The organism is Nocardioides exalbidus (assembly GCF_900105585.1).
Classification (GTDB): Bacteria; Actinomycetota; Actinomycetes; order Propionibacteriales; family Nocardioidaceae; genus Nocardioides; species Nocardioides exalbidus.
This window is the reverse complement of sequence record NZ_FNRT01000002.1, coordinates 2,152,934-2,176,487: the sequence shown is the minus strand read 5'-3', so window position 1 is coordinate 2,176,487 and position 23,554 is coordinate 2,152,934. Positions and strand designations below refer to the sequence as shown.

Sequence of the window (23,554 nt, the reverse complement as noted above, 5' to 3'; positions counted from 1 at the left end):
CTAGTCCGCCTGCTCCGACTCAGTGGTCTTGTTCGACCGGTCCGGCGAGAACCAGTGCTGCACGGCCGGCCTGATGTTGTGCCAGACGTGCTTGGTCTCGCGGTACTCCTCGAGCCCGGCGAGGCCGAGCTCGCGTCCGGTGCCCGACTGCTTGTAGCCGCCCCACTCGGCCTGCGGCACGTAGGGGTGGTAGTCGTTGATCCAGACCGTGCCCATCCGCAGCCGGCCCGCGACGCGCTGGCCACGGCCGGCGTCCTGGGTCCAGACCGCGCCGGCGAGGCCGTAGATGCTGTCGTTGGCGATCGTGACGGCCTCGTCCTCGTCGCGGAACGTCTCGACGGTGAGCACCGGGCCGAAGGACTCGTCCTGGGTGACCGACATCGAGGTCGTGCAGCCGTCGAGCACCGTCGGGAGGTAGTAGAAGCCGTCGGCCAGCGCCGGGTCGTCGGGACGGGCGCCACCGCAGCGCAGCACCGCGCCCTCGGCGAGCCCGGCGGCGACGTACGCCTCGACCTTCTCGCGGTGCACAGCGCTGGTCAGCGGCCCGGTCTCGGCAGCCTCGTCGAACGGGCCACCGAGGCGGATCCGCCGCGCACGCTCGACGAGCTGGTCGACGAACGAGTCGTGGATCGACTCCTCGACGAGCAGTCGCGCACCGGCCGAGCAGACCTGGCCGGAGTGGAGGAAGACGGCGGTGAGCGCGTAGTCGAGCGCGACCTCGAGGTCGGCGTCGGCGAAGACGATGTTGGGGTTCTTGCCGCCGAGCTCGAGGGCCACCTTCTTCACCGTCGGGGCCGCGGCCGCGGCGATCCGGCGGCCGGTCTCGAGCCCGCCGGTGAAGGACACCATGTCGACGCGCGGGTCCGTCGACAGCGGCGCACCCGCGGTCGCACCCGCGCCGAGGACGAGGTTGCCGACGCCGGCCGGGAGCCCGGCCTCCTCGAGCAGCCGCATCAGGTGGATCGCCGAGTGGGGCGTGAGCTCGCTCGGCTTCAGGACGAACGTGTTGCCCGCGGCCAGGCACGGCGCGACCTTCCACGACACCTGGAGCAGGGGGTAGTTCCACGGCGTGATCAGGCCGCAGACGCCGATCGGCTCGTGGACGATGCGGCTGACGACCTCGGCGCTGCCGGTGTCGACCATCCGGCCGGACTCCTCGGCGGCGATGCGGCCGTAGTGCCGGAAGACGGAGACCACGTCGGCGACGTCGTACTGCCCCTCGACGAAGCGCTTGCCGGTGTCGAGCGACTCCATCCGGGCGATGTCGTCGGTGTCGCGCTCGAGCAGGTCGGCCAGGCGGAGCAGCAGGTCGCCCCGCTCGCGGCTCGACGTCGTCGGCCACGGTCCCTCGTGGAAGGCGGCGTGCGCGGCGGCGACGGCGGCTTCGGTGTCGCCCGAGTCGGCCTCGTCGACCTCGGCGACGAGCGTCCCGTCAGCGGGGCAGCGGATCTCCCGGCGGCCTCCGGCGCGCGCGGACACCCACGCTCCATCGACGTAGAGATCCGGCACGCGCTGACCACCCTCGGCTCGAGTACGTTGCGTATGTCGCAACCGGATGCTCCGAGCGCAACCAGCAGGACACCCGAAGGATGCTGCGAGGACACCCCCTCGTCAAGGGTGACCGTCACACCGTGACCTAGCGGTGACCCCAGCCCAGTCGGTGCGACACCTCGACGGCGGCCTCGCGCACCTGGCGCACGACCTCGGGCACCCGCTCCTGGGTGAGGCGGAACGACGGGCCGGAGACGCTGATCGAGGCGACGACGTCGCCGTGCGCGTTGCGGATCGGCGCGGCGACGGCCGTGAGGCCGACCTCGAGCTCGTCGATCGCGACGGCGTAGCCCTGGTCGCGCACCTGGGCGAGCTCGTCGCGCAGGTCGTCGCGCGCCGTGATCGTGTGGGGGGTGTACGTCGCCAGGGTGCCGAGGGCCGTCTCGAGCGCGGCGTCGTCGAGCCAGCTCAGCAGCACCTTGCCGTTGCTGGTGGCGTGGAGCGGGATGTGCTGCCCGACCCAGTTGTGCGGCTGGAGCGCCGACGAGCCGGCGACCTGGTCGAGGTAGAGCGCGGAGTGGTCGGACAGGACAGCGATGTTGACCGTCTCGCCGGTGTCCGCGGCGAGCTGGCGGGTGAGCGGGCGGGCCTCCTGCACCAGGTCGAGGCGGGCGGTCGTGGCGCCGGCGAGGCGGAGGATGCCCATCCCGAGCCGGTAGCGGCCGCGGTCGGTGGTCTGCTCCACCAGGCGGTGCGCCTCGAGCGTCGCGACCAGCCGGAACGCGGTGCTCTTGTGCACCCCGAGCTCGCCGGCGATCTCGGTGACACCCGACTCGCCGGTGCGGGCGAGCACCTCCAGGATGGCCAGGGCACGGTCGACCGACTGCACCCCCGCACCGGTGACCGCAGAGCTCGGGGAGACGACCTCCTCGCTCCGGCCACGGCCGTCGACCACGTCCGTCATGTCCGGGACACTAGCGCAGCCTCTAGCGCGAAGGCTGTTGCGTATCGCAGACTGCGTTTCGTCGGACGCAACAATGGAGCGCCGCTCGCCCCCATCCCGCCCCATCTCGCTCAGGAGACACCATGGTCCAGGGTCCCATCGGATCCGAGTACGTCCTCACCCTCTCGTGCCCGGACCGGCCCGGCATCGTCCATGCCGTCTCCGGCTTCCTCGTCGAGCAGGGTGCGAACATCGTCGAGAGCCAGCAGTTCTGGGACCGCCTGACCGATCGCTTCTTCATGCGGATCGGGTTCGACGCCCCCGCGGCCGCCGGCGCCGACGAGCTCCGCGCGAAGTTCGCCGCGATCGCGGAGCAGCGCGAGATGACCTACGAGCTGTGGTCGGCCGCCGCGCCCTACCGCACGCTGATCATGGTCTCCAAGCACCTGCACTGCCTCAACGACCTCCTCTTCCGCGCCAGCACCGGGGCGCTGCAGATCGAGATCCCGGCGGTCGTGTCCAACCACCCCGACGCCGAGGCCCTCGTGAAGTCCTACGGCCTCGAGTTCCACCACATCCCGGTGACGCCGGAGACCAAGGTCGACGCCGAGAAGCAGCTGATGGAGCTCGTCGACGAGACCGGCACCCACCTGGTCGTTCTCGCGCGCTACATGCAGGTGCTCACCGACGACCTGTGCCGCCAGCTCTCCGGTCGCGCGATCAACATCCACCACTCGTTCCTGCCGAGCTTCAAGGGCGCCAAGCCCTACCACCAGGCCTTCGACCGTGGCGTCAAGCTGGTGGGCGCGACCGCCCACTACGTCACCGGCGACCTCGACGAGGGCCCGATCATCGAGCAGGACGTCCTGCGGGTCGACCACAACTACGACCAGGACCAGCTCGTCGCAGCCGGCCGCGACGTGGAGGCGCAGGTGCTCTCGCGAGCGGTGCGCTGGCACGCCCAGTCGCGGGTGCTGCGCAACGGCGACCGCACGGTCGTCTTCCGCTAGGCGTCCGACAGGCGCCACCCCGCCCCGAGGCCCGGGGACCGATCGAGGGAGCCCCATGCAGTCCGACATCGAGATCGCCAATGCAGCAGTCCTGCGTCCCGTCCGCGAGGTCGCGGAGGAGACGCTCAGCATCGCCGAGGAGCACCTGGTCCCCTACGGCCACCACAAGGCGAAGGTCGACATCGGCTACCTGTCGTCGCTGGTCGACCGACCGCTGGGCAAGCTGGTGCTGGTCACCGCCATCTCCCCCACGCCACCGGGCGAGGGCAAGACGACGACCACTGTCGGGCTGACCGACGCGCTGCACGGCCTCGGGCACCGCACGGTGGCGTGCCTGCGCGAGCCGTCGATGGGGCCGGTCTTCGGGATGAAGGGCGGCGCCGCCGGCGGCGGCTTCAGCCAGGTCGTGCCGATGAGTGACATCAACCTCCACTTCACCGGCGACTTCGCGGCGATCGCCGCGGCCAACAACCTGCTGGCCGCCCTCATCGACAACCACGTCCACCACGGCAACGAGCTCGACATCGACGTCCGCAGCGTGACGTGGAAGCGGGTGCTCGACACCAACGACCGCGCGCTGCGCGAGGTCGTCGTCGCCATGGGCGGCCACGCCAACGGCTTCCCGCGCGAGGACGGCTTCGACATCGTCGTCGCCTCGGAGCTGATGGCGATCTTCTGCCTCACCGAGTCGTGGGGCGACCTCAAGCGGCGCATCGGCGACATCGTCATCGGCTACACCCGGGCGATGGTGCCGGTGACCGCGCGCGAGCTCGGCGCGGACGGGGCGATGTCGGTGCTCCTGCGCGACGCCCTCGCGCCCAACCTCGTGCAGACGCTCGGCGGCGCCCCCGCGTTCGTCCACGGCGGACCGTTCGCCAACATCGCGCACGGCTGCAGCTCGGTCATGGCGACCCGGGCCGGGCTCCGGCTCGCCGACATCGTCGTCACCGAGGCCGGCTTCGGCGCGGACCTCGGTGCGGAGAAGTTCGTCGACATCAAGTGCCGCAAGTCCGGGCTGCGACCCGACGTGGCCGTCGTGGTCGCGACAGTCCGGGCCCTGAAGTACCACGGGGGCGTGGCGCTCGCCGACCTCGGCACCGAGGACATCGGAGCAGTCGAGGCCGGCATGGCCAACCTGCGCCGCCACCTCGCCAACATCCGCAACGTCTACGGCATCCCCGCCGTGGTCGCGGTCAACCGCTTCCCCACCGACACCGACGCGGAGGTCGCCCGGGTCGTCGAGCTCGTCGCCGACGAGGGCGTGCGCGCCTTCCCGGCCACCCACTTCGCCGACGGCGGGCCGGGTGCCACGGCGCTGGCAGAAGGGGTGCTGGCCACGCTGGCCGAGCCGTCGCCGTACGAGTTCTCCTTCACCTACGACGACGACCTGCCGCTGACCGCGAAGGTCGAGGCGATCGCCACCAGGCTCTACGGCGCCGGGCAGGTGACCTGGGAGGCGAAGGCGCGACGCCGGCTGCAGCGCATCGAGAAGGACGGCTTCGGTGGGCTGCCGGTCTGCGTGGCCAAGACGCAGTACTCCTTCTCCACCGACCCGACCTCGCTCGGCGCGCCCTCGGGCCACGAGCTGCACGTCCGGGAGGTACGCCTCTCGGCCGGCGCCGGCTTCGTCGTCGTGGTGTGCGGCGACATGATGACCATGCCCGGACTGCCCCGCGACCCGTCGGCGGCCCGGATCGACCTGGCCGAGGACGGCACCATCATCGGCCTCAGCTGAGGAGGCTCCCATGACCGGCTGGACCCTGGCGGAGCGCTTCGCCGGACCACAGGGAGAGGTGGCCTGGGACCGGTTCGGCGACGGGCCGCCGGTCGTGCTGCTGCACGGCACGCCGTTCTCGTCCTACGTCTGGCGCGAGGTCGCGGCAGCGCTGGCCGCCACCCACACGGTGCACGTCTGGGACATGCCGGGCTACGGCGCCTCGGAGAAGCGGGGCGGCCAGGACGTCACGCTGCGCGCACAGGGCGAGCTCTTCGCGACGCTGCTCGACCACTGGGGACTCGACTCACCCGCCGTGGTGGCGCACGACTTCGGCGGAGCCGTCGCGCTGCGGGCGCACCTGCTGCACGGGGCGGCGTACGACCGGCTCGCGCTCGTCGACGCGGTCACCCACGGCCCGTGGGGCACCGGGCTGTTCCGGCTGGCGCAGGACCACGAGGAGGTCTTCGCCGCCCTGCCGTCCGAGGTGCACGAAGGTCTGGTGCGCGGCTACGTCGGCACCGCCAGCCACCGCGGGCTGCGGGCCGACGTGCTCGACGCCCTCGTGGAGCCGTGGCTCGGGGAGCGGGGCCAGGCCGCGCTCTACCGCCAGATGGCGCAGAACGACCAGCGGTGGACCGACGAGCTCGAACCGTTGTACGCCGACGTCACCGTCCCGACGCTGGTCTGCTGGGGCACCCACGACACGTGGCTCGCGCCGGAGAAGGGCGAGCGGCTCGCCGCCGCCCTCCCCCGCGCCGAGCTGCACTGGCTGCAGGGTGCGGGGCACCTCGCCCAGGAGGATGCCCCCGCCCAGCTCACCGCGCGGCTGGTGGAGTTCCTCGCAGCCTCCGAGGCGTCGCCCCGTTCGCCGGGGCCCTGATCAGTCGCCGAGCTCCGCGCGGCGACGGATGACGTAGTCCTCGAGCTCCTCGCGGACCGCGTCGTCGATCGCGGGCTGCTCGTAGGCCTCCAGCGTCTTCTGGTACTCGACGGTGGCGCGGTCGTTGGCGTCGTTGCCGCCGTTGCGCATCCAGCGCTCGTAGTTCTCCGAGGAGGAGAGGAGCGGGCGGTAGAAGCAGGTGCGGAAGCGCTCCATCGTGTGCATCGCGCCGAGGAAGTGACCACCGTGGCCGACCTCCTGGTGGGCGTCGAAGGCCATCGACGCCTCGTCGATCTCCAGGGGCGTGAACTCGTGCTGGAGCATCTGCAGCAGCTCGATGTCGACGATGAACTTCTCGTAGCCGGCGACCAGGCCGCCCTCGAGCCAGCCGGCGGAGTGCATCACCCAGTTGGCGCCGGCCAGGAAGGTCGGCATCAGCGTCATGAGTGCCTCGTAGCCGGCCTGCGCGTCGGCGACCTGGGAGGAGGTCAGGCCGCCACCGGTGCGGAAGGGCAGGCCGAAGTGGCGCGCGATCTGGCCGGTGCAGAGCAGCCCGAGGCCCGACTCGGGGGTGCCGAAGGTCGGCGAGCCCGACTGCATGTCGATGTTGGAGAGGAACGACCCGAAGACGACCGGGGTGCCGGGGCGGATCAGCTGCGAGAGGGCGATGCCCGACAGCGCCTCGACGATCTGCTGCACGAGCGCCGCCGGGATGGTCACCGGCGACATCGCGCCCATCAGGATGAACGGGGTGAGCACGACCGGCTGGCCGGCCGCGGAGTACTCGAACTGCGCCTCGAGCATGCGGTCGTCCCAGCGGAGCGGGGAGTTGCAGTTGATCAGCGAGATCGACGCGGGCGTCTTCTCGATCGCCTCGCGCGAGCCGAACAGGATCGAGCTCATCGCGATCGTGTCGGCGGCGTTGACGCCGGAGACGACGTTGCCCATGTAGATCTTGTCGGTCAGCGTCTGCAGCGCGTAGGTCATGTCGAGGTGGCGGCTGTCGAGCGGGGTGTCGTTGGGCTCGCAGATCACGCCGCCGGCGGAGTCGAGCACGGAGTAGGACTGCGCGAGCTTGGTGAAGTTGCGGAAGTCGTCCATCGTCGCGTCGCGTCGTACGTCGCCCTGCCGCACGAAGGGCGGCCCGTAGACCGCTCCGAACGCCATCGAGTCGCCGCCGATGTGCACGTTGTTCGCGGGGTTGCGCGCCTGGATGTCGAACTCGCCCGGCGCCTTGGCCACCTGCTCGAGCACGAAGTCGGGGTCGAGGAAGACGGTGTTGCCCTCGACCTTCTGGCCGGCCTTGCGGAACAGCTCGAGCGCCCGGTCGTCCATGAACTCGACGCCGATCTCGGTCATCAGGCGTCGCCAGCCCTTGTCCAGGGTGGCCATGGCTTCCTGGGACAGCACCTCGTAGCGCGGCATCGTGTTGCGGAACAACGGGTCCTCCTGCAGCGGATTTCGTTCGGGGGCGGCCGGAGCGACGTGACCGAATCCCTTGACCTCGGCTCACGACGGCTTCTAGCCTCATGATGTGGAACAAAGGTTCCACATCATGGAACTCGTTGGGAACCCCCTCGGACGAAGGAGTCGTCGTGAGTGACGCCGCCACCGGCACGCAGGCGCTCGACCGCGCCGCGGACCTGGTCGCGACCGTCGTCCACGCCGACGAGCCGCTGACGTTCGGCGAGCTCCAGGACTCGAGCGGGCTGGCCAAGTCCACGACCTCGCGACTGCTCACCGGGCTGGAGCGCTCCGGCCTGCTGGAGCGCGACGACTCGGGTTCCTACGTCGCCGGCCGGCTCTTCTGGCTCTACGCCGCCCGCCACGACCCGTGGGAGGAGCTGGTCCGCCTCGCCCGCCCGGTGATGGAGCAGACCGGCGAGGCCACCGGCGAGACCGTCCACCTGAGCGTCTCGCGCGCCGAGCGGGTGGTGCAGGTCGCCCAGGTCGACTCCACCTTCCTCCTCGGCACCCGTGACTGGACCGAGGTCGACGTCCCCGTGCACTGCTCGGCGCTCGGCAAGGTCTTCCTCGCCTGGAGCGACCTCGCCCTGCCCGACGGCGACCTCGAGCAGCCGACGCCCGCGACGATCACCGACCGCGCCGCGCTGCGCCGCGACGGCGTCCGCGCCCGCGAGCGCGGCTGGGCCGTCACCGAGGACGAGCTGGAGATCGGCCTGACGGGCCTCGCCGTGCCGGTCGTCGGCATCCACGGCGAGGTCGTCGCCGCCCTGGGCATCTCCGGGCCCACCCCCCGCCTGCAGGAACGGCTCGACGAGCTCGGCCGCCACCTGCTGGACCAGTCCACCGCGTTGTCGGCACTGCTGCGCGGCCCGGCCAAGCCCTCTCACCGATCCGTTCGCACGCAGGAGGTTGTCGCATGACTCCCGAGGAGATCCTCAAGGCCCTCTACGAAGAGACGCTCACGGGCAACGCCCCGCGCGTGCTCGACCTGACCAACCAGGGCCTCGAGCTCGACATGGAGCCGCAGTCGCTCCTGTTCGACGCCCTGATCCCCTCGCTCGAGGAGGTCGGTGCGCGGTTCGAGCGCGGTGACTTCTTCGTCCCCGAGATGCTCATCGCCGGCCGGGCGATGGCCGGCGCGATGGAGCGCCTGCGCCCCCTGCTGGCAGAGACCGGCGTCGAGACCGTCGGCAAGTTCCTCATGGGCACCGTCAAGGGCGACGTCCACGACATTGGCAAGAACCTCGTCAACATCATGCTCGAGGGCGCCGGCTTCGAGGTCATCGACCTCGGCGTCCAGGTGGCCCCGGAGAAGTTCGTCGAGGCCATCGACCTCCACCAGCCCGACATCGTCGGCTTCTCGGCGTTCCTCACCACCACCATGCCGATGTTCAAGGCCAACATGAACGCGCTCGAGAAGGCCGGCATGCGCAACGACGTCATCGTGATGGTCGGCGGGGCGCCCGTGACCCAGGAGTACGCCGACGCGGTCGGCGCCGACGGCTACGCCGCCGACGCCTCGCAGACCGTCAAGCGCGCCAAGGCCCTGCTCGAGGCGAAGCGCTCGAAGGTGATGGCATGAGCCTCCACACGGTGCTGCGCTCCGCCACCAAGGAGGTCGTGATCGGCCACGACCAGCCGTTCTGCGTCATCGGCGAGCGGATCAACCCGACGGGCCGCCGCATCTTCCAGGAGCAGCTGCGCGCCGGCGACTTCTCCGCCATCGAGCGCGACGTCAAGGCCCAGGTCGAGGGCGGTGCCAACGTCCTCGACATCAACATGGGCGTCCCGCTCACCGACGAGCCCGAGCTGCTGGCCAAGGCCGTGCAGATGGTGCAGGAGCTCACCGACCTGCCGATCTGCATCGACTCCTCGGTCGTCGAGGCGCTCGAGGCCGGACTGTCGGTCTACCAGGGCCGCGCGCTGGTCAACTCGATCACCGCCGAGGACGACCGCATGGCGGCGATCCTCCCGCTGGTCAAGAAGTACGACGCCGCGATCATCGCGCTCCCCAACGACCACGACGAGATCCCGATGGAGGCCGACAAGCGCGTCGAGCTCACCGGCAAGATCATCCGCGTGGCCACCGAGGAGTACGGCATCGCGCAGGCCGACATCGTCATCGACCCGCTGGCGATGCCCATCGGCGCCGACACCGGCACCTCCCTGGTCACCTTCGAGGTGATGCGACGCATCCGCGACGACTTCGGCGTGAACATGACGTGCGGCGCGTCCAACGTCTCCTTCGGCATGCCCGGTCGGCACACCCTCAACGCGACGTGGCTGCCGATGGCGATGGCCTCGGGCCTCACGAGCGCGATCATGGACGCCCGGACCCCGCTGATCGTCGAGTCGGTGCGTGCCGCCGACGTGTTCCTCGGGCACGACGACTGGGGCATGGCGTGGATCTCCGCGCACCGGGCCAAGCAGGCAGCGGCGGAGGCGGCCACAGCGTGAGAGCACCCCACGACGTTCTTCTCCTCCGCTCCGCTCCCCCGAACGACGTCGCGGGGACCCCGCAATGAGCCAGCCTCCCGAAGGGCCCGACTTCTCGATCGCCGACGTGGCCCGCGAGGGCCTGATCGAGAGGCCGGGCACCGAGCCCGTCCCCCACGACGGCACCGGCCGCGTGGACCTCGCCTTCACCGTCCACAGCAAGGCGGAGGGCGGCGCCGACGTGCCCCCGGCCCAGCGGTCCGTCCGCGTGCCGCCCGGCGTCACCGTCTTCGACGCGGCGTCGTGGAACGGCATCGCGATCGACTCCACGTGTGGCGGCCACGGCACCTGCCACAAGTGCAAGATCCAGATCACCTCCGACGTCGAGGTGCCGATCACGCGCCACGACGCCCGCACCTTCACCGAGTCGCAGCTCACCGACGGCTGGCGGCTCGGCTGCCTGGTGCACGCCACCCGCGACCTCAAGGTCGAGGTGCCGCCGCTGACCACCCGCCCGAAGGCGGCGACCGTCGGCATCGGCCGCCAGGTGATCCTGCGCCCGGCCCTGCAGAAGAGGTACGTCGAGCTGGCCGAGGCGAGCCTCGCCGACCAGCGCACCGACCTGGTCCGCCTCACCGAGGCGATCGACGACCTCGAGCTCACCGCCGACCTCCACGTGCTCCGGCGGCTCTCGACCGTCCTGCGCCAGGCGGACTTCAAGGTCACCGCCGTCATCGTCGACGAGGCACTCATCGACGTCGAGCCCGGCGACACGACCGGCTCGCGCTACGCCATCGCCTTCGACCTCGGCACCACCACCGTGGTCGGCACGCTCCTCGACGTCGGCACCGGCACGCCGATGGCGGTGACGTCGATGCTCAACGCCCAGCAGCCCTTCGGCGGCGACGTGATCACCCGGATCAGCGCCACGATGATGGACCCCGACGCGCTGGGCCGGCTCCAGGACGCCGCGGGCCGCACGCTCTCCGAGCTCACCGCGCAGGTCTGCCGCGAGGCGGGTGTGGACCCGCAGCACGTCTACGAGGTCGCCGTCGCCGGCAACGCCACGATGACGGCGCTGGCGCTGGGCATCGACCCCGAGCCGCTCGGGGTCGCCCCCTTCGTGATGTCCGCGGCCCAGCCGCCGTCGGTGCTCGCCTCCGACATCGGCCTCGACATCCACCCCCGCGCCCGCGCCTTCTTCTTCCCCGCCCTCGGCGCTTACGTCGGTGGCGACATCGTCGCCGGCATGCTGGCCACCGGCATGGACCGCGACAAGCGCACCCGGCTCTTCATCGACGTCGGCACCAACTGCGAGATCGTGCTCAGCGACGGCGAGACGATCCTGTCGACCGCCGCGCCGGCCGGTCCGGCCTTCGAGGGCGGCGCCATCCGCTGCGGCATGCGCGCCGCCGACGGTGCGATCGAGGTCATCAAGCTCGACCCCGGCGCCGAGGGGGACGACCCCGCCGTCACGCTGGGCGTCATCGGCGACGTCGAGCCGAAGGGCCTGTGCGGGTCCGGGCTCGTCGACGCAGTCGCCGAGCTGGTGAAGGTCCGGTTGCTCGACTCCAGCGGCCGCTTCGTCCCCGACGAGGACGCCAAGGAGATCGCACCCGCCCTGGCCGACCGGATGGCACGCATCGGCGAGGAGCGGGTCTTCATCCTCCACCGCCCCACGCCCGACGCCGAGCCCAACGAGTGCGTCTACCTCTCCCAGCGCGACGTCCGCGAGCTCCAGTTCGCCAAGGCCGCGATCTCCACTGGCTGGTCGCTCCTCCTCGAGGAGCTCGGCCTCGAGCACCGCGACGTGCAGCAGGTGCTGCTCGCCGGCTCGTTCGGCAGCTACCTCTCCCCCGCCTCCGCGGTCCGCATCGGGCTCGTGCCCCAGCTGCCGGTGCTGCGCATCGTCGCGGCCGGCAACGTGGCCGGAGAGGGCGCGAAGATGGCCCTGCTGTCGGTCCGCGAGCGGGCCGGCGCACTGGCCCTGCTCGAGGAGGTGACCTATGTCGAGCTCTCGGACCGACCCGACTTCAACGACGCCTTCGTCGACCAGCTCTCCTTCACGGCTCCCTGACCAGGGCCCTGACCGCTCGGGTCGCACCGCGATCATCGCCTGCGGTGCGATCGCCCAGCCGGCCGCTGCCGTCGTCGAGCGCAACGCCTGGCCCGTCGACGTGCACCCGCTCCCTCCGCTGCTCCACAACCACCCCGACCGCATCGCGGCCGAGGTGCGCGACCTCGCGCTGCGGCTGGGCGAGTCCTACGGCCGCGTCGTGATCGGCTACGCCGACTGCGGCACCTACGGTGCCCTTGACGAGGTGTGCCGCGAGCTGTCGCTCGAGCGGCTGCCCGGACTGCACTGCTATGACGTGTACGCCGGGCCGTCCCGCCTCGAGAAGTTCTTCGACGAGCAGCCGGGCACCTACCTGCTCACCGACTTCCTCGTCCGCTCGTTCGGGCGCACGGTGATCCAGGAGATGGGCCTGGACCGCTACCCCGAGCTGCGTGACACCTACTTCGGCAACTACACCCGGGTCGTCTGGCTGGCCCAGGCACCCGACGACGACCTCCGCGCCCTCGCCGAGGAGGCGGCGGCCAGCATCGGCCTGCCGCTGACCGTCGTCGAGACGGGCGACCACGGCCTCGAGTCGGCCATCGCCGACCTCGTCGCCCCCGCTGAGTCGGCGTGAGCTGACGCCCCACCCCGTCGAGCCGGCAGAAAGTTCCTGCCGACTCAGCGCGGACCTGAGAAGTTTCTGCCGACTCGGCGGGCTAGCCGTTGCGGAGGCGCTCGAGCATGTCGGTGCGCCAGGCCTCGGTCTCGCCGATCTGGTTGAAGGTGAAGACGTGGAGGCCCTCGACGAGGGCGCCGTCCTCGCCCAGCGCGGGCGCGCACTTCTCGAGGAAGCTCTCCCCGGTGAAGCCGCCGGGGGCGGCCAGGCGGGCGAAGAGGCCCTTGTTCTTGGCGAGGAACTTCGTCGACTCGCCGACGCCGATCTTGGTCGCCATGCCGAGCAGCTTCGTGCGCTCGACCGGGCCGGGGATGCCGAGCAGCAGCGGCATCGCCACGCCGCGGGTCCGGAGGCGGCGTACCCAGTCCTTGACGACGGCGGGGTCGAAGGTGAGGTTGCTGACGATGTGGGTGGCGTAGCGCCGCTTGTCCCACATGGACTGCACCGTCAGGTCGTCGTGGATCGTCGGGTGCGACTCGGGGTAGCCGGTGATCCCGACGTGGCTGAACGGCGAGCCGAGGTCCTTGAGGTCCTCGAGCAGCGCGAGGGCATCGGGGTAGTCACCGGCTGCCTCGGCGTCACCGCCGGGCACGAAGACGCTCGTGATGCCCTTGCCGGTGAGCCGGTCGACGATCTCCGAGAGCTCGGTGCGGCCGGTGACCATCCGGGCCGCGATGTGCGGGACCGCGGTGTAGCCGTGGCCCGCCAGCCGCTCGGCGAGGTCGAAGGTGGCGTCGAGCCCCTTCGCCGGCGACGCCGTCACCGTGATGGTGCGGTCGCGCGGCAGGTGCTCGAGCACCTTGTCCTCGGTGGTGGCCGTGGGCAGCACCTCGTAGCGGGCGTGCTCCAGGAGGCGGGTCAAGGTTGCCGCCGACTGCTTGTTGCGCATGATGCGACTCGTTTCGTGATGCGCGACCGACGACGCCAACTCTAGTAGCAACGAGCGGGCGACGACAGGCCTCCGGGCCCACGAAATTCGTCCCGAGATGGCACGAGGGGCGGCCACCTGTCGGTGACCGCCCCTCGGCTGGGACGTGCTGGAGCAGCTAGCGGATCGTCACTTGACGGTGACGGTGGCGCCGGCGGCCTCGAGGGCCTCCTTGGCCTTGTCCGCGGCAGCCTTGTCGACGCTCTCGAGGATCGTCTTGGGCGCGGCCTCGACGAGGTCCTTGGCCTCCTTCAGGCCGAGGGAGGTGAGGGCGCGCACCTCCTTGATGACGTTGATCTTCTTGTCGCCGGCGGCCTCGAGGACGACCTCGAAGTCGGACTTCTCCTCGGCGGCGGCGTCGCCACCAGCGGCACCACCGGCGGCCGGGGCGGCGGCCACGGCGACGGGGGCGGCGGCGGTGACGCCGAAGGTCTCCTCGAACTGCTTCACGAACTCGGAGAGCTCGATCAGGGTCATCTCCTTGAAGGCGTCAAGGAGCTCGTCGGTGCTGAGCTTCGCCATGATGGCAAACCTTTCGTCTGTGGCCCTGCCGCGAGGTGCGGCAGCGCCGGGGTTTCAGGTGGTGTACGTCGGCCTGGGCTCAGGCGTCGGTGGACTCGGCGGCCGGCTCGGCTGCCTCGTCGGTCGCCTCGGGCTCGTCGGTCGCCTCCGAGGAAGCGGCCTCCTCGACCGGGGCGTCCTCGGCAGCCGGAGCAGCCGGCGTGCCGGCACCACCTGCGAGGATCGTGGGGTCCTGCTCGGCCTTGGCCTGGAGCGCACCCGCGAGGCGGGCGGCCTGGGCGATCGGCGCGTTGAGCAGGTAGACGGCCTGGGAGAGGCTCGCGAGCATCGCGCCCGCCAGCTTGCCCATGAGCACCTCGCGCGACTCGAGGTCGGCCAGCTTGGCCACCTCTGCAGCGTCGAGGGGCTTGCCGTCGAGGACTCCACCCTTGATCACAAGGGCGGGGTTCGCCTTGGCAAAGTCACGCAGACCCTTGGCAGCCTCGACCACGTCTCCATTGATGAAGGCGATGGCGGTGGGGCCGGTCAGCAGGTCGTCGAAGCCTTCGATGCCCACCTCGGTGGCGGCGATCTTGGCCAGCGTGTTCTTGACCACGGCGTAGTTGGCGTTCTCGCCGAGGGCTCGCCGCAGGTCCTGCAGCTGCTTCACGGTGAGCCCGCGGTACTCGGTCAGTACAGCGCCGGCCGAGTCGTTGAACGAGTCAACGATCTCCGCAACGGCGGCAGTCTTGTCTGCCCGCGCCATGGGTCTCCTTCCGGGGTTGACCACCGGTCTCGGGCCCACAGACGACGAACGCCCTGAGCACAGGCTCAGGGCGTGGTGCGATCTGCATCGCTGCTCTGTCACCTGCGCCGGCCGTCCGCTGCTGCGAACCTTCGCATCCCGAGCGTTGGAGCCCGTGATGAACCTGCGGTCTTTGGTTTCGAGGGGAACAGTACGCGCCGACTCGGGCCCCGCCAAATCGTCACGGACGCGAGGCGGCTCACGCCGCGAACTCCGGCATTCGGCTGCCGCCGGAGCGTGCGGCTGGTTCCATTGTCGACGTGGATGACCAGCTCACGACCGTCGGGGTCTCGCTCGCGCGCAGCGACGAGCGCATGCTCACCGGCCGCAACGCGGCCGGCCGGGTGTGGAAGACCGGCTTCGGCGGCCTCGACCCGCAGATCGGCGGCGGCATGCGTGCCGGCTCGCTGCTGCTCCTCGCCGGCCCGCAGGGCATGGGCAAGTCGACCTTCGCGCTGCAGATCGCGCGCAACAACGCCGCCAGCGGGCGTCCGGTCCTCTACTTCTCCTACGAGCACGACGCCGAGGACATCACCCAGAAGCTGCTGGCCCTCGAGGCCGGCGAGCTCGACGAGTCCGACATGGTGCGGGTCAACAACATCCGCTCGATCTTCGACGACCTGTGGGTCAGCTCGCTCGAGCACCGCATGGAGTCCGTGCCCGCCGGTCCCGAGGCCCTGGCCCGGATGCAGCAGTACTCCGACCTGCTGTTCCTGCACCGCTCGACCGGCACCCGGACCGACCTGACGGCGATCCAGGAGACGATCGCGACCGTCACCGAGATCGCCGGCAGCGTGCCGCTCGTCGTCGTCGACTACCTCCAGAAGGTCAAGTCGCACCAGCAGGGCGACGAGGCCAGGTCGACCGAGATCGTCGAGGGCCTCAAGGACCTCGCCATCGACATCGGCGCGCCGGTCCTCGCGATCGCGGCGGCCGACAAGGAGGCACTGCGCTCCGGTCGGCGGATGCGGGCCAACGACCTGCGCGGCTCGAGCGCCCTGGCCTACGAGGCCGACGTGGTGATGGTGCTCAACAACAAGTTCGACATCGTCGCGCGCCACCACCTGACCTACGACCTCAACAACGCCGAGCGGTTCAAGGACTTCGCCGTCCTCTCGGTGGAGAAGAACCGCTTCGGCCGCGACGGCGTCGTGCTCCAGTTCCGCACGCGCTTCGACCAGGGCCGCTACGAGTCCGAGGGCGCGGAGGTCAAGGAGCAGCTGATCGACGAGCGCGTCTTCGTGGAGTGACCCCCGGGACCTGACGTACGACTGACGTGCGACGAGGGGCGTACGCCGCTGTGTGCGGCGTACGCCCCTCGTGTCGTCGGAAGGGCTGGCAGTCCGGCGGCCGGGCTCAGGCGCCCGGGAAGTCCTCGGTGACCTCGTCGGCCGGCGGGGCCTCGATGTCGACCTCGGTGCCGAAGTCGGAGTAGGTGCCCTCGCTGGTCGAGCTCGAGGACGCACCGCCGGCGGCGCTCGGGATCTCCATGGTCTGGGAGAACTTGCGGGGGAGGTTGTCGCCGTCGACCCACATCTCGGTCACCAGCTCCTTCGGGAGCATGTCGGCCATCGAGGCCGGGAAGCCCATCGCGTCGAGGTACTTCGACGGGTCCAGGGTGATCCGGTAGTGGTTGGTCTCGACGCCGTCGACCTCCTCGGAGCCGACCAGCTCGAGCTTCTTCGGCTTCTCCATGGCCTGGAACATGACCTCCGGGTCGGTGGCCTTGCCGATCATGCCGAAGAGCGAGTTCGGGTCGCTCAGGTCGATCTTGATCCACTTGTCGCCCGTGCCGAGGTCGGGGGACTTCATGTACATGACCTGGTCGAGCAGGACGATGTCCATCGCCTGCGCGCCGGTGCTCGAGGCCTTCATCTCGACGCCGTTGTCGCCGAAGCGCGCCTGGCCCGTCATCTCCTGGGTCTGGCCCGAGGCGCCCGAGGTGGTGGAGAAGTTGAAGGTCTCCGCCTCCTTCATCGCCGCCATCACGGACGGGTAGAAGTCGGCGCTCGAGAGCTCGGCGAGCGCTGCCGTCGTCTCGCTGGGCTCCTCGCTCGGCGACTCGCTGGAGTCGGCGCCTGCGTCGGTGCTCTCGTCCGTGGCCGAGCTCGAGGAGTCAGAGGCGCTCGAGTCGTCGCTGCTGCAGGAGGTGACGCCGACGCCGATCGTCAGCACCAGGGCGGCAGTGCCGAGGCGGCGGGCAAGAGGGGTGACGCGCATGGTGGATCTCCTGGCGATGCGTGGGTGAGCCGGACCGGCTGGACGAGGGCTGGATGCCCGACGCCTTCCTACCCGATGGTTCCACACCGAAACGGCGCCGGGGCCCGAAATGCAGGACGGCCCGGGCGCCCCCGCAGGGGCGACCGGGCCGGCTGGCTGCGGTGGATCAGGCCTCGGCGGACTCGTCCTCGGCAGCGACGTTCTTGACGCGGTTCGGGTCGACCTGGATGCCCGGGCCCATCGTCGTGGAGACGGTGATCTTCTTGATGTAGCGGCCCTTGGAGCTGGCCGGCTTCAGTCGGAGCACCTCGTCGAGCGCCGCGGCGTAGTTCTCCGCGAGCTGGGTCTCGGTGAACGAGGCCTTGCCGATGATGAAGTGCAGGTTGGCGTGGCGGTCGACGCGGAACTCGATCTTGCCGCCCTTGATGTCCGTGACGGCCTTGGCGACGTCGGGGGTCACCGTGCCGGTCTTCGGGTTCGGCATGAGCGAGCGCGGGCCGAGGACGCGGCCGAGGCGACCGACCTTGCCCATCATGTCGGGCGTCGCGACGACGGCGTCGAAGTCGAGCCAGCCGCCGGCGACCTTCTCGATCAGCTCGTCGCCACCGACGAACTCGGCGCCGGCCTCACGGGCAGCCTCGGCCTTGTCGGCGTTGGCGAACACGAGGACACGGGCGGTCTTGCCGGTGCCGTGCGGGAGGTTGACGGTGCCGCGGACCATCTGGTCGGCCTTGCGCGGGTCGACACCCAGGCGCATGACGACGTCGAGGGTCTCGTCGAACTTCTTCTTGGAGCCGCCCTTGGCGATCTTGATGGCGGCAAGCGGGGCGAAGATCTCGTCCTGGTCGAACGACTCTGCCGCCGCGCGGTAGGTCTTGCTGCGCTGCATGGTCTTCTCGTTTCTCTGGTGCGAAGGATGTGGTTAGCGAGCCAGCGCGGCTCTCCCACGAGTCAGTCGGTCGTGATGCCCATCGAGCGCGCAGTGCCCTCGACGATCTTCATGGCCGCGTCGATGTCGTTGGCGTTGAGGTCGGGCAGCTTGGTGGTCGCGATCTCGCGGACCTGGTCCTTGGTCAGCTTGCCGACCTTCTCCTTGTGCGGGACGCCGGAGCCCTTGGAGAGACCGGCAGCCTTCTTGATGAGCTCGGCGGCCGGCGGGGTCTTGGTGATGAAGTCGAACGTGCGGTCCTCGTAGATGGTGATCTCGACGGGGATCACGTTGCCGCGCATGGACTCGGTCTGGGCGTTGTAGGCCTTGCAGAAGTCCATGATGTTGACGCCGTGCGGACCGAGCGCCGTACCGACCGGCGGGGCCGGGGTGGCCGAACCGGCCTGCAGCTGCACCTTGACGAGTGCGGCGATCTTCTTCTTGGGAGGCATTGCCTTCTTCTTTCTCTCGTGTGGTCATGACGAGGACACCTGTCCTCTGCCACGGGTTGTCGCTACTTCATTGTCGCTCCCGAGCGGCTCCTCGTGAAATCGGAACCACCCGGGTGGATTTCGAGACGCGTCACCCGGCCGCTCGCTTCGCAGCGCGTCCGGGTCGACGCTCCTCAATCTCTTCGCCCTGCGAAGTCCTCGCAGGCTCGGACTTCGGGGCTCAGACCTTCTGGATCTGGCTGAACGACAGCTCGACCGGGGTCTCGCGGCCGAAGATCTCGACGAGCGCCTTGACGCGCTGGGACTCGGCGTTGATCTCGGTGATCGTCGCGTGGAGCGTGGCGAACGGACCGTCGACCACCATGACCGAGTCGGAGACGTCGAAGTCGGCGACCTCGACCGGCTTGCGCGGCGTGGTGGAGGAGCCCTTCTCGCCCGAGGCGGCTGCCTCGGCCTCGGCGACGGCCACGACGGCCGGGGCGAGCATGTCCTCGACCTCGCTCATGCTCAGCGGCACGGGCTGGTGGCTGTGGCCCACGAAGCCGGTGACCGACGGCGTGTGGCGCACGGCGGACCAGGACTCGTCGGTGAGGTCCATGCGGACCAGGACGTAGCCGGGGAGGACGGTGCGCGTGACCATCTTGCGCTGGCCGTTCTTGATCTCCGCGACCTCCTCGGTGGGGACCACGATCTCGTGGATGTAGTCCTCCATGTTGAGGGAGATGATGCGGTTCTCGAGGTTGTGCTTGACCCGCTTCTCCATGCCGGAGTAGGTGTGCACGACGAACCAGTCGCCGGGCTTGGCCCACAGCTCGCGGCGGAACGCCTCGAGCGGGTCGTTCTCCTCGGCCTCGGCAGGCGCGTCGTCGGAGTCCTCGTCGTCAGAGTCCTCGTCGTCGGAGTCCACGTCGGCGGAGTCGACCTCGTCCGCCTCGTCGGCGTCCTCGAGCTCGCCGGTGACCTCGTCGGTGACCTCGTCGGTCTCCTCGACCGTGTCCTCGGTGGCCTCGAGGTCGTCCTCGAGGGTCTCCTCGACGTCGGAGTCGACCTGGTCGTCGACCTGGTCCACGTCAAAGTTGTCAGACACGTCTCACTCCGTAGTTCGTTGCTGGGGGTGGGGAACAGGGTCCCCGGTCGTCACTGGACGCTGCTGCCGCCGGTGAAGAGCTCGAAGACCAGCTTTCCGAACGCCAGGTCGAGCACCGTCACCAGGATCATCATCACGATGACGAACACCAGCACGACGAAGAAGTAGGTGATCAGCTGCTGCTGGGTGGGCCACACCACCTTGCGGAGCTCGGCCACCACCTGACGCAGGAACGTGGCGGGGCTGGTGCGCCCACGGTCGTCGCCGCGCGAGTCGCGCCGGTCCTGAACCGCGTTGCCGTCGGCCACGTCTTCCACCTTCTCGTCGTTGCGTTGCAGTGCTTCTCTCGCAGGGCACGAGGGACTTGAACCCCCAACCTTCGGTTTTGGAGACCGATGCTCTGCCAGTTGAGCTAGTGCCCTCCGGTGGTCGATCCCCATCGCTGGGGGCATGCCGAAGCATCTGGCGAAACCACCAATCCGGAAGCATACGGGGCCGACCCATGCCGGGTCGAACCGAGGTGCCTACGATGCCGGGCATGGTGGACGAGGTGGAGCGGCGGCGTGAGGTCTCGGAGCTGCCGAAGGCGCACCTGCACCTCCACTTCACCGGCTCCATGCGCCACGCCACGCTCCTCGAGCTCGCCGAGCGCGACGGCATCGTGCTGCCCGACTCGCTCGTCGAGGAGTGGCCCCCGCAGCTCAGCGCGGCCGACGAGAAGGGCTGGTTCCGCTTCCAGCGGCTCTACGACGTGGCGCGCTCGGTGCTGCGCATGCCCGACGACGTACGACGACTCGTGCTCGAGGCGGCCGAGGACGACGTGCGGGACGGGGGCAGGTGGCTGGAGATCCAGGTGGACCCGAGCGGCTACGCGGCGAGGTTCGGCGGCATCACCGAGTTCACCGACCTGGTGCTCGACTGCGTGCGCGACGCCTCCGAGCGCACCGGGCTCGGGATCGCCGTGGTCGTCGCGGCCAACCGCACGCGGCACCCCCTCGACGCCCGCACCCTCGCCCGGCTCGCCGGCCAGTACGCCGGTCGCGGGGTCGTCGGGTTCGGGCTCTCCAACGACGAGCGCCGCGGCACCACCGCCGACTTCGAGGGTGCGTTCCGGATCGCCGAGCGCGCGGGCCTGCTGCTGGCGCCCCACGGTGGCGAGCTGCGCGGGCCCGACCACGTGCGCCAGTGCCTGGACAGCCTCGGCGCGCAGCGGCTCGGGCACGGCGTACGCAGCGCGGAGGACCCGGCGCTGCTCGACCGCATCGTCGAGGCGGGCGTCGCGCTCGAGGTGTGCCCGGTCTCCAACGTCTCGCTCGGGGTCTACTCCGACCTCACGTCCGTGCCGCTCCCCCAGCTGCTCGCAGCCGGGGCGACGGTCGCCCTGGGCGCCGACGACCCGCTGCTCTTCGGCTCCCGGCTCGCCGGCCAGTACGCCACGATGCGCGCGGCCCACGAGCTCGACGACGCCACCCTCGCCCGGCTGGCGGAGATGTCGTTCGAGGCCTCCCGGGCGCCCTCCGACGTCGTCGCGGACGCGAAGGCGGACATCGCGGCCTGGCTCGCCTGACCTCCTGCCACCCGGACGTCCGGGGGGTCAGAGGGCGCAGCCGACCGTCACGGGCTCGTTGACGAGGGTGACGCCGAACCGGTCGCGGACCCCGTCACGGACCTCGCGGGCGAGCGTCAGCAGCTCGTCGGTGGTGGCGCCGCCGCGGTTGGTGAGCGCGAGGGTGTGCTTGGACGACAGCGCGACCCGGTCACCCGCCGTCGGGCTCGTGAAGCCCTTGCCGAAGCCGGCGTGCTCGATGAGCCAGGCGGCGCTGGACTTGAGCGAGCCGTCGGGCTGATCCCACCGGGGCGCGTCGTCGGGGAGTGCCGCGGCCTGCTCGGGGGTGAGGAACGGGTTGGTGAAGAACGAGCCCGCCGACCAGGTGTCGTGGTCGTCGGCGTCGAGGACCATCCCCTTGCCCCGGCGGAGGGCGAGGACGGCGGCGCGCACGTCGACGGCCGGGGCCCGCTGGCCCTCGGCCACACCGAGCGCGCGGGCGAGCTCGGCGTACTGCACCGGGGTGGCCAGCGACGCCTGCCGGAACTGGAAGGTGACGTCGAGGACGACGTGGCGGCCCGGGTCGGCCTTGAAGCGGCTGGAGCGGTAGCCGAACTGGCACTCGGAGGCGGCGAAGGAGCGGACGCCGCGCAGCGTGCGGTCCCAGACCCGGACGCGGGCGACGGTCTGGGCGACGTCCTGGCCGTAGGCGCCGACGTTCTGGATGGGGGTCGCGCCGACCGAGCCGGGGATGCCCGACAGCGCCTCGACGCCGATCCAGCCGCGGTCGACGGCCTGCGCGACGAGGCCGTCCCACGACTCCCCCGCGGCGACGGTGACGGTGGCACCGGAGCACGACGGGTCGCCGGAGTCGTCGACGTCGGCGCTCACGCCGGTCGTGGCGACCTCGACGACACGGCCGTCGAAGCCCGCGTCGGCGACGACGAGGTTGGACCCGCCGCCGAGGACCAGCACGGGCGTGCCGGCCGCGTCGGCCTCGGAGACGGCCATGACGAGCTCGTCCTCCGTGGTCGCCCGGACCCACTCGCGGCCGGGCCCACCCAGGCGCAGGGTGGTGTGGTCGCGGAGGTCAGGCACCGGCGACCCTGACCACGGCCTTCGGCATGCCGAGCACCTTCTGGCCCTCGCAGGTGACCTCGAGCGCGAGCGTGGCGAGGCCGTCGGCGACGGACTTCACCGTGCCGGCGACGACGACGTCTGCACCACCCTCCGCGGGCACGACGACGGGGCTGGTGAACTTCGCGCCGAGGTCGACCACCTCGGCACCGTCGGTCCACTCCGCGACGGCCCGGCCGACCAGCGCCAGGGTGAACATGCCGTGCGCGATCACGCCGGGGAGGCCGACGCTGCGGGCGACCTCCTCGTCCTGGTGGATCGGGTTCTGGTCGCCGCTGGCGTCGGCGTAGGCCACCAGGTCCGCGCGGGTGACCGTGAAGGTCTTCGGCTCGAGGGCGTCCCCGGCGTTCACTGCGCACCGTCCGATCCGGACGAGTGGACGAGCGTGGCCTTGCCGGTGCAGACGACCGCGCCGGTGGCGTCGGTGATCTCGCTGGCCGTGGCGATGATGTCGGCACCGCCGATCTGGCGCAGGCCGGTCACGGTGAGGGTCGCGCTGAGCTCGTCACCGGTGGTGAGCGGGCGGGCGTAGGCGAAGCGCTGCTCCCCGTGGACGATCCGGTGGAGGTCGATCTGCTCGGCGTCGAGGAACGCCGTCATGGCGTCGAAGGCCAGCACGATCGGGAAGGTCGGGGGCACCGACTCGAGGGGGTCACCGGGGTGGCCGACCGACGCGGCGAAGGCGGCCACGCGCTCGGGGGTGACGGTCAGGGGTGCCGGCGCGGGGAACTGACGCCCCACCAGCGAGGGGTCGACGGGCATTCCCGCAGCCTAGGACACCACGGCACCTGCGGACCCACCCGGGAAGCGCGACGACCCGTCCGAGGTCTCGGACGGGTCGGGTGCGACGAAGAAGAGCGTCAGCGGGTCTCGCGGTGCGCCGTGTGGTTGCGGCAGCGCGGGCAGAACTTCTTCAGCTCGATCCGGTCGGGATCGTTGCGACGGTTCTTCTTGGTGATGTAGTTGCGCTCCTTGCACTCCGTGCACGCGAGCGTGATCTTGGGGCGAACGTCAGAGCTCTTGCTGGCCATGGGAAGTCCTAGGGTTTGCGGGTGGTGCGGTGAGATTTGGTGGTAGCGGGGGCGGGACTCGAACCCGCGACACCACGATTATGAGCCGTGTGCTCTAACCACCTGAGCTACCCCGCCGCGGAGGCCGGACCACCCGTTGAGGAGGTCTGACCCAGAGCCCCTTTACGGAATCGAACCGTAGACCTTCTCCTTACCATGGAGACGCTCTGCCGACTGAGCTAAAGGGGCAACGACGGAGAA

At 70.5% G+C, this 23,554-nt stretch carries 25 protein-coding genes and 3 tRNA genes; 10 read left to right on the top strand and 18 right to left on the bottom strand.

The features are described from left to right. Together BLV76_RS10735 and BLV76_RS10730 are read right to left on the bottom strand one after the other, a co-directional pair. Positions 1-1,509: an aldehyde dehydrogenase family protein gene (locus BLV76_RS10735; protein WP_090969114.1), complete on the bottom strand. Its 1,509-nt coding sequence runs from the start codon at positions 1,507-1,509 to the stop codon at positions 1-3. Between the two features lie 127 nt (positions 1,510-1,636). Next, entirely contained in the window at positions 1,637-2,455 is an 819-nt protein-coding gene (locus BLV76_RS10730) for an IclR family transcriptional regulator (protein ID WP_090969113.1), read from the bottom strand. Positions 2,456-2,577: 122 nt separating this feature from the next. On the opposite strand from BLV76_RS10730, the gene purU reads away from it, so the two are divergent. The 3 genes from purU to BLV76_RS10715 are packed head-to-tail and all read left to right on the top strand — an operon-like array spanning position 2,578 to position 6,041. Continuing rightward, on the top strand, positions 2,578-3,444 hold the full coding sequence (purU, locus tag BLV76_RS10725; RefSeq protein WP_090969112.1) for a formyltetrahydrofolate deformylase: 867 nt from the start codon (positions 2,578-2,580) through the stop codon (positions 3,442-3,444). Between the two features lie 55 nt (positions 3,445-3,499). Beyond that, positions 3,500-5,179 (top strand): formate--tetrahydrofolate ligase, encoded by a 1,680-nt coding sequence (locus BLV76_RS10720; protein WP_090969111.1) that lies wholly within the window; start codon positions 3,500-3,502, stop codon positions 5,177-5,179. A gap of 10 nt (positions 5,180-5,189) precedes the next feature. Continuing rightward, complete coding sequence (locus BLV76_RS10715; protein ID WP_090969110.1) at positions 5,190-6,041, top strand: alpha/beta fold hydrolase; 852 nt, start codon at positions 5,190-5,192, stop codon at positions 6,039-6,041. On the opposite strand, the gene BLV76_RS10710 is transcribed toward BLV76_RS10715, so the two are convergent. Then, the gene (locus BLV76_RS10710) at positions 6,042-7,481 is read right to left on the bottom strand and encodes a trimethylamine methyltransferase family protein (RefSeq protein ID WP_090969109.1); all 1,440 of its coding nucleotides are present in this window, start codon (positions 7,479-7,481) and stop codon (positions 6,042-6,044) included. It lies immediately after the preceding gene. A gap of 155 nt (positions 7,482-7,636) precedes the next feature. Here BLV76_RS10710 and BLV76_RS10705 point away from each other — a divergent pair, with 155 nt between their 5' ends. The 5 genes from BLV76_RS10705 to BLV76_RS10685 all read left to right on the top strand — a co-directional run bounded on the left by BLV76_RS10705 (position 7,637) and on the right by BLV76_RS10685 (position 12,637). Continuing rightward, complete coding sequence (locus BLV76_RS10705; RefSeq protein WP_175539637.1) at positions 7,637-8,428, top strand: IclR family transcriptional regulator; 792 nt, start codon at positions 7,637-7,639, stop codon at positions 8,426-8,428. Then, complete coding sequence (locus BLV76_RS10700) at positions 8,425-9,090, top strand: corrinoid protein (protein WP_090969107.1); 666 nt, start codon at positions 8,425-8,427, stop codon at positions 9,088-9,090. Before BLV76_RS10705 ends, BLV76_RS10700 begins: the two co-directional genes overlap by 4 nt. Continuing rightward, a complete protein-coding gene (locus tag BLV76_RS10695) occupies positions 9,087-9,965 on the top strand; it encodes a dihydropteroate synthase (RefSeq protein WP_090969106.1) in 879 nt (292 codons plus the stop codon). Before BLV76_RS10700 ends, BLV76_RS10695 begins: the two co-directional genes overlap by 4 nt. Before the next feature lie 64 nt (positions 9,966-10,029). After that, a complete protein-coding gene (locus BLV76_RS10690; protein ID WP_090969105.1) occupies positions 10,030-12,021 on the top strand; it encodes an ASKHA domain-containing protein in 1,992 nt (663 codons plus the stop codon). After that, positions 11,951-12,637 carry a DUF1638 domain-containing protein gene (locus BLV76_RS10685; protein ID WP_175539636.1) on the top strand — a complete coding sequence of 229 codons (687 nt, stop codon included), beginning with the start codon at positions 11,951-11,953 and terminating at the stop codon, positions 12,635-12,637. Before BLV76_RS10690 ends, BLV76_RS10685 begins: the two co-directional genes overlap by 71 nt. An 82-nt stretch (positions 12,638-12,719) precedes the next feature. On the opposite strand, the gene BLV76_RS10680 is transcribed toward BLV76_RS10685, so the two are convergent. The 3 genes from BLV76_RS10680 to rplJ form a co-directional block, all read right to left on the bottom strand. After that, positions 12,720-13,568 carry a methylenetetrahydrofolate reductase gene (locus BLV76_RS10680; protein ID WP_090969104.1) on the bottom strand — a complete coding sequence of 283 codons (849 nt, stop codon included), beginning with the start codon at positions 13,566-13,568 and terminating at the stop codon, positions 12,720-12,722. 168 nt (positions 13,569-13,736) lie between these two features. Continuing rightward, positions 13,737-14,129, bottom strand: a complete 393-nt coding sequence (gene rplL, locus BLV76_RS10675; RefSeq protein ID WP_090969103.1) for a 50S ribosomal protein L7/L12 — start codon at positions 14,127-14,129, stop codon at positions 13,737-13,739. Positions 14,130-14,208: 79 nt separating this feature from the next. Continuing rightward, positions 14,209-14,874, bottom strand: coding sequence for a 50S ribosomal protein L10 (gene rplJ / locus BLV76_RS10670; protein WP_090969102.1), 666 nt, complete (start codon positions 14,872-14,874; stop codon positions 14,209-14,211). A 299-nt stretch (positions 14,875-15,173) separates the two neighbouring features. Between rplJ and BLV76_RS10665 the strand changes: the two genes are divergently transcribed. Beyond that, the gene (locus BLV76_RS10665; RefSeq protein ID WP_090969101.1) at positions 15,174-16,163 is read left to right on the top strand and encodes a DnaB-like helicase C-terminal domain-containing protein; all 990 of its coding nucleotides are present in this window, start codon (positions 15,174-15,176) and stop codon (positions 16,161-16,163) included. Between the two features lie 106 nt (positions 16,164-16,269). Here the strand turns inward: BLV76_RS10665 and BLV76_RS10660 are convergent, their stop codons facing one another. The 6 genes from BLV76_RS10660 to BLV76_RS10635 all read right to left on the bottom strand — a co-directional run bounded on the left by BLV76_RS10660 (position 16,270) and on the right by BLV76_RS10635 (position 20,022). Then, entirely contained in the window at positions 16,270-17,133 is an 864-nt protein-coding gene (locus tag BLV76_RS10660; protein WP_090969100.1) for an SCO4651 family lipoprotein, read from the bottom strand. 166 nt (positions 17,134-17,299) lie between these two features. Further along, positions 17,300-18,022 carry a 50S ribosomal protein L1 gene (rplA, locus tag BLV76_RS10655; RefSeq protein WP_090969099.1) on the bottom strand — a complete coding sequence of 241 codons (723 nt, stop codon included), beginning with the start codon at positions 18,020-18,022 and terminating at the stop codon, positions 17,300-17,302. A 62-nt stretch (positions 18,023-18,084) separates the two neighbouring features. Continuing rightward, positions 18,085-18,513, bottom strand: a complete 429-nt coding sequence (gene rplK / locus BLV76_RS10650; RefSeq protein WP_056602165.1) for a 50S ribosomal protein L11 — start codon at positions 18,511-18,513, stop codon at positions 18,085-18,087. Positions 18,514-18,733: 220 nt separating this feature from the next. Next, positions 18,734-19,600: a transcription termination/antitermination protein NusG gene (nusG, locus tag BLV76_RS10645; protein ID WP_090969098.1), complete on the bottom strand. Its 867-nt coding sequence runs from the start codon at positions 19,598-19,600 to the stop codon at positions 18,734-18,736. 50 nt (positions 19,601-19,650) lie between these two features. Next, positions 19,651-19,908, bottom strand: coding sequence for a preprotein translocase subunit SecE (gene secE / locus BLV76_RS10640; RefSeq protein ID WP_175539635.1), 258 nt, complete (start codon positions 19,906-19,908; stop codon positions 19,651-19,653). Between the two features lie 41 nt (positions 19,909-19,949). Next, positions 19,950-20,022 (bottom strand) — tRNA-Trp (locus BLV76_RS10635). 116 nt (positions 20,023-20,138) lie between these two features. Here BLV76_RS10635 and BLV76_RS10630 point away from each other — a divergent pair. Then, on the top strand, positions 20,139-21,167 hold the full coding sequence (locus BLV76_RS10630; RefSeq protein WP_090972599.1) for an adenosine deaminase: 1,029 nt from the start codon (positions 20,139-20,141) through the stop codon (positions 21,165-21,167). Between the two features lie 27 nt (positions 21,168-21,194). Here BLV76_RS10630 and BLV76_RS10625 read toward each other — a convergent pair whose 3' ends face one another. The 6 genes from BLV76_RS10625 to BLV76_RS10600 form a co-directional block, all read right to left on the bottom strand. Further along, a complete protein-coding gene (locus BLV76_RS10625; RefSeq protein ID WP_090969096.1) occupies positions 21,195-22,244 on the bottom strand; it encodes a UDP-N-acetylmuramate dehydrogenase in 1,050 nt (349 codons plus the stop codon). Beyond that, positions 22,237-22,635, bottom strand: a complete 399-nt coding sequence (locus BLV76_RS10620; protein WP_090969095.1) for a MaoC/PaaZ C-terminal domain-containing protein — start codon at positions 22,633-22,635, stop codon at positions 22,237-22,239. Before BLV76_RS10620 ends, BLV76_RS10625 begins: the two co-directional genes overlap by 8 nt. Next, positions 22,632-23,045: an FAS1-like dehydratase domain-containing protein gene (locus BLV76_RS10615; RefSeq protein ID WP_090969094.1), complete on the bottom strand. Its 414-nt coding sequence runs from the start codon at positions 23,043-23,045 to the stop codon at positions 22,632-22,634. Before BLV76_RS10615 ends, BLV76_RS10620 begins: the two co-directional genes overlap by 4 nt. A 98-nt stretch (positions 23,046-23,143) precedes the next feature. Continuing rightward, positions 23,144-23,314, bottom strand: coding sequence for a 50S ribosomal protein L33 (rpmG, locus tag BLV76_RS10610; RefSeq protein WP_090969093.1), 171 nt, complete (start codon positions 23,312-23,314; stop codon positions 23,144-23,146). A gap of 40 nt (positions 23,315-23,354) precedes the next feature. Then, positions 23,355-23,431, bottom strand: a tRNA-Met gene (locus BLV76_RS10605). 38 nt (positions 23,432-23,469) lie between these two features. Next, positions 23,470-23,542, bottom strand: a tRNA-Thr gene (locus BLV76_RS10600). Positions 23,543-23,554 lie beyond the last annotated feature (12 nt).

What these genes read in the sequence shown, in the direction of transcription:
- BLV76_RS10730 (WP_090969113.1), bottom strand. Translation starts at nt 2,455, where the DNA reads ATGACGGACGTGGTCGACGGCCGTGGCCGGAGCGAGGAGGTCGTCTCC.
- purU (WP_090969112.1), top strand. Translation starts at nt 2,578, where the DNA reads ATGGTCCAGGGTCCCATCGGATCCGAGTACGTCCTCACCCTCTCGTGC.
- BLV76_RS10720 (WP_090969111.1), top strand. Translation starts at nt 3,500, where the DNA reads ATGCAGTCCGACATCGAGATCGCCAATGCAGCAGTCCTGCGTCCCGTC.
- BLV76_RS10715 (WP_090969110.1), top strand. Translation starts at nt 5,190, where the DNA reads ATGACCGGCTGGACCCTGGCGGAGCGCTTCGCCGGACCACAGGGAGAG.
- BLV76_RS10700 (WP_090969107.1), top strand. Translation starts at nt 8,425, where the DNA reads ATGACTCCCGAGGAGATCCTCAAGGCCCTCTACGAAGAGACGCTCACG.
- BLV76_RS10695 (WP_090969106.1), top strand. Translation starts at nt 9,087, where the DNA reads ATGAGCCTCCACACGGTGCTGCGCTCCGCCACCAAGGAGGTCGTGATC.
- BLV76_RS10690 (WP_090969105.1), top strand. Translation starts at nt 10,030, where the DNA reads ATGAGCCAGCCTCCCGAAGGGCCCGACTTCTCGATCGCCGACGTGGCC.
- BLV76_RS10685 (WP_175539636.1), top strand. Translation starts at nt 11,951, where the DNA reads ATGTCGAGCTCTCGGACCGACCCGACTTCAACGACGCCTTCGTCGACC.
- BLV76_RS10680 (WP_090969104.1), bottom strand. Translation starts at nt 13,568, where the DNA reads ATGCGCAACAAGCAGTCGGCGGCAACCTTGACCCGCCTCCTGGAGCAC.
- rplL (WP_090969103.1), bottom strand. Translation starts at nt 14,129, where the DNA reads ATGGCGAAGCTCAGCACCGACGAGCTCCTTGACGCCTTCAAGGAGATG.
- rplJ (WP_090969102.1), bottom strand. Translation starts at nt 14,874, where the DNA reads ATGGCGCGGGCAGACAAGACTGCCGCCGTTGCGGAGATCGTTGACTCG.
- BLV76_RS10660 (WP_090969100.1), bottom strand. Translation starts at nt 17,133, where the DNA reads ATGCGCGTCACCCCTCTTGCCCGCCGCCTCGGCACTGCCGCCCTGGTG.
- rplA (WP_090969099.1), bottom strand. Translation starts at nt 18,022, where the DNA reads ATGCAGCGCAGCAAGACCTACCGCGCGGCGGCAGAGTCGTTCGACCAG.
- rplK (WP_056602165.1), bottom strand. Translation starts at nt 18,513, where the DNA reads ATGCCTCCCAAGAAGAAGATCGCCGCACTCGTCAAGGTGCAGCTGCAG.
- BLV76_RS10630 (WP_090972599.1), top strand. Translation starts at nt 20,139, where the DNA reads ATGGTGGACGAGGTGGAGCGGCGGCGTGAGGTCTCGGAGCTGCCGAAG.
- BLV76_RS10615 (WP_090969094.1), bottom strand. Translation starts at nt 23,045, where the DNA reads ATGCCCGTCGACCCCTCGCTGGTGGGGCGTCAGTTCCCCGCGCCGGCA.
- rpmG (WP_090969093.1), bottom strand. Translation starts at nt 23,314, where the DNA reads ATGGCCAGCAAGAGCTCTGACGTTCGCCCCAAGATCACGCTCGCGTGC.